General features: G+C 54.9%; 5 protein-coding genes. 3 read left to right on the plus strand and 2 right to left on the minus strand.

The genetic code is table 11. From position 1 onward, the window contains the following. Positions 1-1,098 precede the first annotated feature (1,098 nt). Complete coding sequence (locus B9Z51_RS05060; RefSeq protein ID WP_108372761.1) at positions 1,099-9,795, plus strand: YDG domain-containing protein; 8,697 nt, start codon at positions 1,099-1,101, stop codon at positions 9,793-9,795. Positions 9,796-10,141: 346 nt separating this feature from the next. Here B9Z51_RS05060 and B9Z51_RS05065 read toward each other — a convergent pair whose 3' ends face one another. Next, positions 10,142-10,471, minus strand: a complete 330-nt coding sequence (locus B9Z51_RS05065) for a type II toxin-antitoxin system YafQ family toxin (RefSeq protein ID WP_108372312.1) — start codon at positions 10,469-10,471, stop codon at positions 10,142-10,144. After that, complete coding sequence (locus B9Z51_RS05070; protein ID WP_108372763.1) at positions 10,443-10,724, minus strand: type II toxin-antitoxin system RelB/DinJ family antitoxin; 282 nt, start codon at positions 10,722-10,724, stop codon at positions 10,443-10,445. The genes B9Z51_RS05065 and B9Z51_RS05070 overlap by 29 nt, the downstream gene beginning before the upstream one ends. 369 nt (positions 10,725-11,093) lie before the next feature. On the opposite strand from B9Z51_RS05070, the gene B9Z51_RS05075 reads away from it, so the two are divergent. Together B9Z51_RS05075 and B9Z51_RS05080 are read left to right on the plus strand one after the other, a co-directional pair. Next, positions 11,094-11,363, plus strand: coding sequence for a type II toxin-antitoxin system RelB/DinJ family antitoxin (locus B9Z51_RS05075; RefSeq protein ID WP_108372314.1), 270 nt, complete (start codon positions 11,094-11,096; stop codon positions 11,361-11,363). Continuing rightward, a complete protein-coding gene (locus B9Z51_RS05080) occupies positions 11,350-11,631 on the plus strand; it encodes a type II toxin-antitoxin system YafQ family toxin (protein WP_108372316.1) in 282 nt (93 codons plus the stop codon). The genes B9Z51_RS05075 and B9Z51_RS05080 overlap by 14 nt, the downstream gene beginning before the upstream one ends. Positions 11,632-11,828: the final 197 nt, after the last annotated feature.

Genomic DNA, 11,828 nt, shown 5'->3' on the forward strand with positions numbered 1-11,828 from the left:
CACGTCGGAGTCTTCGACCACCGACCTACGAAAACGTCAGCCCCCGCAAAACAGGCCACTGCCCTCGTAGGTCGGCACTCGCAGAGTCCGACATTGCCCCATTCACCGCAGCCGCCCGCAAAGGCGCGAATGGTCCACCCGCCGCCCGCAAAGGCGCCAATGGTCAACCCGCCGCCCACGTCGGGGTCTTCGACCACCGACCTACAAAAACGTCACCCCCCGCAAACCTGGCCACGGCCCCCGTAGGTCGGCACTCGCAGAGTCCGACGTTGGTCCATTCACCGCAGCCGCCCGCAAAGGCACCAATGGTCAACCCGCCGCCCACGTCGGAGTCTTCGACCACCGACCTACGAAAACGTCAGCCCCCGCAAAACAGGCCACTGCCCTCGTAGGTCGGCACTCGAAGAGTCCGACGTTGGCCCATTCACCGCAGCCGCCCGCAAAGGCCCGAATGGTCAACTTGCCGCGCACGTCGGAGTCTTCGACCACCGACCTACAAAACCTCAGGCCCATTCACCGCAACCGCCCGCAAAGGCCCGAATGGTCAACTTGCCGCCCATGTCGGAGTCTTCGACCACCGACCTACAAAAACGTCAGGCCCATTCACCGCAGCCGCCCGCAAAAGCGCCAATGGTCAACCCGTCGCCCACGTCGGAGTCTTCGACCGCCGACCTGCGAAAACGGCAGCCTCTTCATAGATAGGCCGACAACCGTCCCCGATCCCCAAAGCTTTTTTTGCGCAACCCGAGCAGACCGACAAAGCTGTTTCGCCCCATCCCTGCACAAATGCCATTATTTAACTTGACAAGCGCAACAGCGTAAATTAGCCATTTTTACTGTTTGAATTTACATCTTGTTGTTTTTATTAAAACTATTTAAGTATCACGAAAAGTGATTCCAAATAGAATGTGAGTTCTTAGGTGCTCGTTTTGTAACTGCAAGTCACATTTGGAGGCATTTGTTGCCAACTTTCGTGATCTTTTCAACAGATTGGAATGAATTTTCCTTCATTGTTAGAAAAAAAGTTCTTACGAGAGCATGGGTGCCAAAGCGATGGAATTTGGCACTTTAAGAAACAAATTGAAAAAGTGAATCCCCATGAACGCCAATTGCTACAAGACTGTCTTCTCCAAACGCCTGGGCACCCTCGTTGCTGTTGGTGAGCACGCAGCAAGCCAGGGCAAGGCCACTGGCAGCTTTGCTGGTGCAGGGTTTGTCAAAGGGTTTTCACACGCCACCGTTTACTACGTGGGTGCCTTGACCCTCAGCTTTGCACTGGTCACCATGGTCTGGGCGGCCCCCGCCAACAACGCATTGCCCACAGGCGGGCAAGTGGCCCAGGGCGCAGCGGCCATCAGCCAAAGCGGCGCCAACATGGCCATCAACCAAAGCACGGCCCGCGCCGTCGTCAACTGGCAAAGTTTTGACATCGGCAAGGATGCCAAAGTCAACATCGTGCAGCCCAACAGCCAGTCCGTGCTGCTCAACCGCGTCAACGGCCCCGCGCCCAGCCAAATCTTTGGCCAAATGACCGCCAACGGCCAGGTCGTTCTGGTCAACCCCAACGGCGTCACCTTTGGCAAAGACGGCTCCGTCAGCGCCGCAGGCCTGACCGCCAGCACACTCAACACCACCGACGCCGACTTCATGACCGGGCGCAACCACTACACCCGAGACGGCGCCACCGGCCAGGTGCTTAACCAAGGCACCCTCACGGCAGCTCCCGGCGGCTACGTGGCCCTGCTGGGCGCCAGCGTCAGCAACGAAGGCAAAATCGTCGCCCCCCAAGGCAACGTCGCCATGGGCGCCGCAGAGTCCATCACCTTGCCCCTGTACGGCAGCAGCCGCATCAAGATGGAGCTGACCCCCTCGGCCATCAACGCCGCCGTGGCCAACCAAAAAGGCGGCAGCATCATCACCGAAGGCGGCCAGGTCTACATGCAAGCAGCAGCCCTGGGCAACGCCATCGCCAGCGTCATGCAGTCCGGCAGCATTGACACATCAGGCGCCCAAGGCGGCGCGGTGCACCTGCTGGCCGATGGCGGCAGCATCAAAGTGGACGGCAGCATCACCGCCAACAGCACAGCCGCAGGCCACAAGGGTGGCGACATCGTCATCGGGCGTGATGAAGTGACGGGTGTGCTGGCCAAAAGCACGGATGTGAGCGGGGCGCAGTTGGAGAGCAAGGGGGGCTTTGTTGAGACTTCTGGTGATTTTTTGGCGACGGATGGTGTTTCCATCAAAGCCGCCCAATGGTTGCTGGACCCTTCTGACATCACAATCTCATCATCTGCTGACAGTCTTATTGCTGGTGCTCCTGGCAGCATCACGCCCAATGGAGGGGCTGGAACAACTAGTAACGTCAAAGTTGATACTATTCAAAACGCTATCAACAGTGGGACTAATGTCACCATCCAAACAACCAATGGAAGCAACACGACAGGCGCAGGCAACATCACCATTGCCAATGCATTGGCTTTCAAAAATACAGGCGCTACCGATGCAACCTTGAGTTTAATCGCCGATAACGGGATTATCCAAAACGCAGGTGCCACCATCACGACCGATTTGGTTAACAGCACCAAGCTGGTCAACATCAGCATGGAAGCCAAAGGCAACTACCAAGGCATCAACACTGCAAACGTCAACAGTAAAGGCATCACGCTCAACAGCAACATCACCACCAACGGTGATGTCACCCTCAAAGGCACAACCAACAACTCTTTGGCAGCCAGTGCATCTAACGCGATTGGTGTGGATATCAAGACCGCCGCAGCCATCACTGCGAAGAACATTTCCATCACGGGTAAATCTGAAAGCTCTATCGGTATTCAGTCTGCTTCAGTCTTGAACGCTACAGGTGACCTCACACTTGACGGTACCAGTAAAAATTGGGTGGGGGTTGTGACTACCAATGCCGTCACTGCTGGCGGTGCGCTCACAATCACAGGCCACAAAACCACGGCTGCGGGTTATCAAGGCATCAACATCAACAGCGCGGTAAAAGGTGCCAGTGTCGCAATCACTGGCGACACAGTTGGTCACTATGGTGTTGGCATCGGCACCAGCGGCTCCGTGGAGTCAACGACAGGTGATGTCACCATCATCGGTACAGGTACTGGCGACACCACAATGGGGGCAAACAATAACGCTGTCGGGGTTCAAGTGCGGGGCGATATCACTGCCAAAGGTAAGCTCAGTATCACGGGAACAAAGGTTGGGTCTGGCGGCTATCAAGGTGTCACGTTTTCTGATGCAAAGACTATGAAAGGTGACAGCATTGAGATTACTGGCACGTCCAACGCTTATGACGCGATCACGTTCACCAATGCCACGTTTAATGCAACAAAGACGCTCAAGGTCACAGCCGATTCAACAGCAGTCGGCAAGGGCATTTTGTTCTCAGGGGGAAGCACCAATACCTTTACCGCCGACAGCTATTTGGTAACGGCCAAGACAGCGGTCAACAATGGCATTTACTTTAGCGGGACCAACACATTCAACTCCACCTCGACCACCACAGACAGCCTGATCGATGTGACCAAAACCACTGCAGGTGGCGAAACGATTTTTAACGCTGGCACTTTGTCGATCAACAGCGGCGCACGCAAAGCGGCTCTGCAAACCTCGGTAACCAACGTTGGCGGCGGCATTCGTATCAATTTTGGTTCGATAGTTAATACCACTGGTGATGTCACCATAGGCTCCAAAAATAGCAGTAACGCTTACACCTTCAACCAAGGCACCATCAATGCACAAAGCGGTAATCTGACTTTGAAAGGCCAAATAAATTCTGCATCAGGTGCGAATGCGGGCGTTTGGATGCAAGACGCTTCAGGGACTCCCGCCAAAATTGTCGGAACGAATGGCGCGAACATCACCATCGACGGCACCAATACTTCGAGTGATGCGGGTGTCAACTTGAGCGTTAACAACAACGCCAACAGCATCACAACAACGGGCACTTCAAGCACTGGTGCAGTAGGCCATATTTCAATTACTGGTACGTCAGCCTCAGGCGACGGTATCTCTAATACCGCAACAACAATCAGCAATGCCAGCACCAACAGCATTACTGGCGCCAATGGCAACATCACACTCACAGGTACTTCTAACGCTGGAAATAAATATGGCATCAACAGCAAAGGACTCATTACTGCGGCAGGTCTTGTGAAAATGACCGGTACTGCTAAGGGTACATACCAAGGTGTTTACGTAGGTGCCAAAGTTGAAGGTAGCAATGTAGATATTTACGGCTCCACAACAGGGGGGGTCGGCGTTGATGTTTCCGCGCTTGTAAAGGCCACCGACACGTCCTCTACTGCAACCGGCGTGACCATAACGGGTTTTGGTGGTAATACCTATGGAAATTACAATCAAGGAGTTTGGGTAAAAGCTGCTGGCTCTGTTGATTCAGCAAGCAAAGTGAGTATTGTTGGTACCAACAATGTTGCAACCAATATGCCCACATTGATGGGCGCGCAAATTGACGGCACGGTTAAAGCTGCTGGTGATATTAATTTGGAAGGTTATTCAACCAGTCCAACTAACCCGAATAGCGGTTTGGTGATTCAAAACACTGTCACCTCGACCGGTGGCAACATCACCGCCACAGCGTCAGCCGCCAACTCCACAAAAGTGGCGTTGTCAATTTCTGGCGCAGGCGCGCTGATTGCAAGCGGTTCGAATAAAAACATCAACATGGTGGCTAACACCATGGACTTTAGCACTGCAACAGCCATTAATGCAGGCACTACTGGTACCGTGAATATCACCACCAAGGACGCAGGCAAGGCAATCAAAATTGGGTTGGAGGATGGTTCTCCCACAGTAAGCTCACAATTGAGCTTAAATCAAGCAGAGTTGAATAAAATCACCGCTGCAAAAACGGTGTTTGGTGATAGCTTAAACACAGGTGGTATCAGTGTTGATGGTGTAGTGACGACTGCAAGTGCCGCAGGCGATATCACCTTACTCACAAAAGGCAACATCGCGGTCAATGCGGCGTTGACGGTGGGTGATGCAGGTGCAACAAAGAACCTGACCCTGAACGGTGGCGGCTCAAGTAGCGCAATCTCTCAAACCGCAGCAGGTGTTATCAAAGCCGCAGGCCTGGAACTGCTGGGCGCCAACGCCACGCACACCCTCACAAACGCCGGCAACGACATCAAGAAACTCGCTGGCAACACAGGCACCGTCAGCCTGACCAACAACGCAGCCTTTGCCATTGACACCGTGAATACGGTGGGCTTGACCACATCAGGCAACACCACGTTGAATTCGACGGCAGCGGTCACGCAAACCCAAGCCGTCAACGCGGCAGGTCTGGAATTGAAGGGCGCAGGCGGCAGCTACACCTTGAACCATGCCGACAACACGGTCCAGAAACTCGCTGGCAACACCGGCTCGGTGTCGCTCACCAACAAAGGTGATCTGGAAGTCAGCACGGTCAACACCAATGGCCTGACAGCCACTGGCAATGTGTCGATCACGACAACAACGGGCAGTACGGCAGGCAATTTGGGCAACCTGACCCTGAAGCAAAACGTCACCGGTGCCACTGTGAACCTGAACGCAGCCGGTTCCGTGCTGCGTGACGGCAACGCCACTGCCGCGGCCACATCACTGCTGCGCATCAAAGCCGGTGGCAGCATCGGCACATCCTCAAGCCGCATCCAAACCGATGTCGCCACCTTGTCGATGGAATCCGTTGGCGACCAATTCGTCACCGAAGCCAGTGCAGTCACCGTTGCAGCCAAGTCCACAACCGGCAGCGTCAACATCGACGCTACAACAGGCGCCTTGACCGTGGGCAGCTCGACATTGATTGACGGGTCGGCCATTGACGGCGTCAGCGCCGCCACAGGTGTTGTACTGACCGCGCAAGCGGGCGACTTGAACATCAACAAAGGCATCAGCAACAGCACATCGGGTGATGTGGTGTTGGGCGCGGGTGTGTCCAAATTGGCGGGTGATGGCACTGGCGGAGATGTGAAGACCGGCGGGGACGTATCAAATTCCGCCTCTGCAGGGAAAACATACATCTATACCGGCGCCGTTGCTACAACAGGAACGCTGACAGACAGTTTTTCCAGCAGCCTCGGTTCGCTTTACTTGTCCACCATTGGGGCAAATCTGGCCAATACGGCTTCACACACGCGCTATACAGGTACACCTGCGCCGATCTTGGGTGGTGACACCACCCAGGTGTTTTTCCGTGAAGCCATCAACGTGGGCACCGTTGGGTTGGGGGCAAGTAGTCTCACCAAAACCTACGGTGATATCAGTCAGTCCGATGCTACAGGTAGTAGCTTGACTGCAGGCTTGCGCAGCCTAGTCAAAGCCAACAACTCAACAGGTAGTACATCTAACACCATAAACCGCACTGGTGTGACTGGTGCCGCAAGCAACATCTACATCAGCTCATCCGACCTGATTGACTCTCTGCTCCTGACAAAGACATACGCAACAACAGATTTCAGCACATCTGCAAACCTGCGCGCCAACACCAGTGGGTATGTGTACGCAATGGGTCAAGGATCGGCTTATGCGGTGACGTTGGACAGCGGTAGTTCGGCTAAGGTGGTGGTGGATAAGAAGGTGTTGACGGGTGTCACGGTTGATGCGGCAGGCAACACCTATGGTGGTCCAGTGGCAGCGGGTGCTGTGAAATTCGACACCTCCAACAAAGTCAGTGGCGACCAAATCGGCGGCACAGCCAGCGTGCAAAGCACAGCAGCAGACCTGTCAAGCAGCAGCAACCTGAAGTACAAGGTAGGCGGCTACGACCAGAAGGTCAGCGCGCTGACCAGTGGCAACGCCAACAACGATGCAGACAACTACACGTTCAGCCCTGTGACTACCACGGGTAACTACACCGTGAGCAAACTGTTGTTGACGGGTGTCACGGTTGATGCGGCAGGCAACACCTATGGTGGTCCAGTGGCAGCGGGTGCTGTGAAATTCGACACCTCCAACAAAGTCAGTGGCGACCAAATCGGCGGCACAGCCAGCGTGCAAAGCACAGCAGCAGACCTGTCAAGCAGCAGCAACCTGAAGTACAAGGTAGGCGGCTACGACCAGAAGGTCAGCGCGCTGACCAGTGGCAACGCCAACAACGATGCAGACAACTACACGTTCAGCCCTGTGACTACCACGGGTAACTACACCGTGAGCAAACTGTTGTTGACGGGTGTCACGGTTGATGCGGCAGGCAACACCTATGGTGGTCCAGTGGCAGCGGGTGCTGTGAAATTCGACACCTCCAACAAAGTCAGTGGCGACCAAATCGGCGGCACAGCCAGCGTGCAAAGCACAGCAGCAGACCTGTCAAGCAGCAGCAACCTGAAGTACAAGGTAGGCGGCTACGACCAGAAGGTCAGCGCGCTGACCAGTGGCAACGCCAACAACGATGCAGACAACTACACGTTCAGCCCTGTGACCACCACGGGTAACTACACCGTGAGCAAGAAAACCATCACAGTTAGTGGCCTGAGCGTGAACAACAAAACGTATGACGGCACCACGGTTGCATCAGTGACTGGTGGCTCCAGCCTCTCGACAGTGGCAGTGGGCTCGAGTCTTGCAAATGACAACAGTGTTGTTGTGGGCGACAACGTCTCGTTGACGGGCACGGCGGTTGGCACATACGACAGCAAAAATGTGGCGGCAACAGGCAACAAAGTCACCTTCACCGGTAAGGCCTTGAGCAAGACTGTGGCAACGGGCGCGGATGACACCAGCAACTATGCATTGGTGCAGCAAGCGCAGGCAACGGGTGATGGCACGATCAAGGCCAAGACCATCACAGTTGGTGGCCTGAGCGTGAACAACAAAACGTATGACGGCACCAAGGTTGCATCAGTGACCGACGGCTCCAGCCTCTCGACAGTGGGAGTTGGCTTCAGTGGTGCCAATGACAACAAACTTGTTGCGGGCGACAACGTCTCGTTGACGGGTACAGCAGTGGGCACATACGACAGCAAAGATGTGGCGGCAACAGGCAACAAGGTCACCTTCACAGGCAAGGCCTTGAGCAAGACAGTGGCCACGGGCCCAGATGACACCAGCAACTACAGCTTGGTGCAGCAAGCGCAGGCGACGGGTGATGGCACGATCAAGACCAAGACCATTACAGTTGGTGGCCTCAGCGTGAACAACAAAACGTATGACGGCACCAAGGTTGCATCAGTGACCGACGGCTCCAGCCTCTCGACAGTGGGAGTTGGCTTCAGTGGTGCCAATGACAACAAACTTGTTGCGGGCGACAACGTCTCGTTGACGGGTACAGCAGTGGGCACATACGACAGCAAAGATGTGGCGGCAACAGGCAACAAGGTCACCTTCACAGGCAAGGCCTTGAGCAAGACAGTGGCCACGGGCCCAGATGACACCAGCAACTACAGCTTGGTGCAGCAAGCGCAGGCGACGGGTGATGGCACGATCAAGAAAGCTACTTTGAGTGTCTCCCTTGCCGCCCAAAACAAGACCTATGACGGCACGACAGGGGCTGCCTTGGCATCGGGTTCGATCACAGCCGCGGGCGTGACAGTGGGCGGCGTGGCAGAAACTGCAACGGTGAACAAAGCCAGCGGCACTTACAACGACAAGAACGTGGCTGCTGCAACCACAGTCACCGCGAGCTTGGCGACAGGCGACTTCGCTTCTGGCACAGCCGATCTGAGCAACTACAACTTGCCCACCACGGTGGCTGGTAATGGCACGATCAGCAAGAGTTCCAATACCGTGACTCTGACCGCCAACAGCGATAACAGCAAGGTGTACAACGGCACGACACAAAGCGTTTCTGGCTTTGGTGTGACAGGTCTGCTGGGTGATGACGCCATCAACAGTGCGGCCGCAGTTGCAGGTATCAATGCAGGCACTTCCGGCAAGAACGCAGGCAGCTACACCAGCACCTTCACGGGCAGCAATGCTGATTTGGCAAATAACTACGCCAACATCACCAAGACCAACGGTACGTTGAACATCGCCAAAGCCAACCTCACAGTAACCCTAGCCGACCAAACCAAAACCTACGACGGCAGCACAGCAGCCACCCTGGTCCCCGCCGCCTTCACCGTCAAAGGTGTGACCGTTGCGGGCCAGACCGAAACCGCCAGCGTGAACCAAACAGTCGCCTTGTATAACGACAAGAATGTGCTGGGCGCGAGCAGTGTCACGGCCAATCTGGCAGCGGGCAACTTTGCGGCAGCGGCGGGTACGGATCTGAACAACTACAACTTGCCGACTTCGGTCACTGGCAAAGGCACGATCACACCCAAGGACGCTGCCGTGACAGGCACCGCCACCACGGTGCAGGCCAATGGCACGCTGCAAACTCAGGCGGCTGCGACCAAGTCGGGCTTTTTGGCGGGTGAGGATGTGACGGTGTCTGGCGTGGCCACGGGCCTGATTGCGGGCACTTACAACTCGAACCTGAGCGCTGCACCAGCCAATGCGGCCACGGTGCTGAGCAACTACAAGATTGCCTACACCAATGCGGCGCTGAAGATCACCCCGGCCGTGGTGACCAACAGCACAGTGACCGTGGCCTTGGCCCGCACCACCACGCCGACCAGTCGCTTGAACTTGACAGGCTTCTCTAACTCGGGTGGTGTGGGTGCCGCTGTGGCGGGGGGCGTGGATTCTGGCGCTGACAGCAAAGAGCCTACAGGCGCAACAGCCCAGCCGCCGCAAGTTTGCTCACCCGAGAGTTTGCAAGAGTGCGAGTGCGAGGAAAGCACCACAGGTGAAGGCATTGAGCTGTGCCTGGCACCTGGAAACAAGTCTTGAGGGTTTGTTGTCGGATGGGTGGGTGAATGTCGGGGGCTTGGGCCCCCGACCGCCTGAGGTGTGACGGGCATTTGTCGGGGTCTTCGACCGCCGACCTACGGGGCGGTGGTCTTGTAGGTCGGTACTCGGAAGGTCCGACGTTGTGAGTGACCTGTAAAAAATGGGAAAGTTCTGCAAATGTTGGGAATTTCCCGAGAACAACGGGAAAACTTGTACCCTAGCTTTCTCCAAGGCCCCTGCGAACCGGAGGCAATGGGTGATGTATAAAACCATAAGGTATAGAAAAATACACCATCAAGATTTTTGAAAAAACAAACAAAATCAATGACTTACGCTTCGTTGGCATTTACGAAAAAAGCTCGGAGTGAGTCCCACTACGAACAAACACCACCAAGCCAGTCTTACCTGAATCATCAATCCTGTAGATCAACAAGAAGTCGCCACCTGCATGGCACTCACGATGACCTGACCAATCGCCCGTCAAGGGATGGTCTAACCACTCTGCGGGCAGAGGTCCATCGTTCGCAACCAGAAGCAACATGGCCTCTTTCAGTACATTCATGTCGTACCGACCGGAATGAGAAAGGCGTTTCCAATCTTTCTGAAATTCTCTGGTGTAGTCCGAAGCCCGCGGCAGGCTTGCCCGCTTACTTGCGGCTGGCTTCTTCGAGGTCATTCATCAGCGCGTCAGCAGTTGCAAAACGAGCGCGGCGGCTCTGAACAATCTGATCGCCCTCAGCGATAGCCGCACGGCTGGTTTCATTTGGAGCTTTGAGCGCGAATGGGAGTTCTTTGTCTGCAACGATACGGGTCAAGAACACGCGAACAGCATCCGAAACAGTCAGCCCCATAGCGCTCAACGTTTCAGCCGCTTGGGCTTTGATTTTTTCGTCCACCCGGACGTGAACCATTGTTGTGGTAGCAGCCATGATTGCCTTCTGAGTTGGTGAATTGAGATGCATTGTATCTCAATACGCTGGTTTGGCTAAAGTGTGACTGTCATCCATCCTAGGCACCAATCCATTCGAATGAAATTCGATTTTTTCTCACGTATTAAGAACAAAACAAAGCCGACAACGTGGTTTATTCCCAATATTTGCGGCCTTGTCAAAGACGTTTTTGGGGTTAACGAAGGCTTCATGTCGGGGCTGAAGCCACCGACCTACGGGGGAGCTATGGGCTTGTAGGTCGGCGGCTTTAGCCCCGACGTTTTGGCCGTGAGCGAAGGCGCTGTGTCGGGGTTGTGGTCGCGCTGTGACTACACTTGAACTTTCAAATCGTTTGATAGAAGGCCTCCCATGACAATTGCCGCTGACACTTACGTTCGTGCCCGCATCGACAGCGACACGAAGGAGCGCGCCGCTGAAGCACTCGAAGCCATGGGTTTGTCCATCTCCGATGCCATTCGATTGCTCATGTTGCGTGTGGCCGATGAGCGTCGGTTGCCCTTTGACGTCAAGGTTCCCAACGCGAAAACGCGTAAGGCGATTGCAGAGCTTGAATCAGGCAAGGGCAAGAGGTTTGCCAATGTCGATGATCTGATGGCTGATTTGCATGCGGACGATTGATCGCGCATCAATTTTCAAACGCGATTTCAAGCCCGAAGCCAAAGGTCGATACCGCGCCACGCTGGATGAAGACTTGAGGCCTGTTCTTGTGGCCTTGCTCTCTGATCATCCACTCGATGCCAAATACCGCGACCATGATTTGAGTGGTGATTGGGCGGGCTACCGTGAATGTCATGTCAGGCCTGATTTGCTCCTGATTTATCGAAAGTCAGATTCAGAAACGCTCAGACTGGCCCGGTTTGGCTCACATAGCGAGTTATTTGGTTAGGTCGGCGGGCCGTGGTTTTGTAGGTCGGTACTCGGAGAGTCCGACGTTTGGCGTGAGCGAAGGCTCTGTGTCGGGGTCTTCGACCGCCGACCTGCGAGTGGATGGCAAGCTGCGCATAAATTCGGTTTTTTCGACGAAAACAATTCGATAAATCAATAATTATAATTATCTGGAATATAAATAATGAAATAAAAGTA

The sequence above is a fragment of the Limnohabitans sp. T6-5 genome, from assembly GCF_003063315.1.
Classification (GTDB): Bacteria; Pseudomonadota; Gammaproteobacteria; order Burkholderiales; family Burkholderiaceae_C; genus Limnohabitans_A.

Excerpts from the sequence above, each read along its gene's own strand:
- B9Z51_RS05060 (WP_108372761.1), top strand. The coding sequence starts at position 1,099 with ATGAACGCCAATTGCTACAAGACTGTCTTCTCCAAACGCCTGGGCACC.
- B9Z51_RS05065 (WP_108372312.1), bottom strand. The coding sequence starts at position 10,471 with ATGACCTCGAAGAAGCCAGCCGCAAGTAAGCGGGCAAGCCTGCCGCGG.
- B9Z51_RS05070 (WP_108372763.1), bottom strand. The coding sequence starts at position 10,724 with ATGGCTGCTACCACAACAATGGTTCACGTCCGGGTGGACGAAAAAATC.
- B9Z51_RS05075 (WP_108372314.1), top strand. The coding sequence starts at position 11,094 with ATGACAATTGCCGCTGACACTTACGTTCGTGCCCGCATCGACAGCGAC.
- B9Z51_RS05080 (WP_108372316.1), top strand. The coding sequence starts at position 11,350 with ATGCGGACGATTGATCGCGCATCAATTTTCAAACGCGATTTCAAGCCC.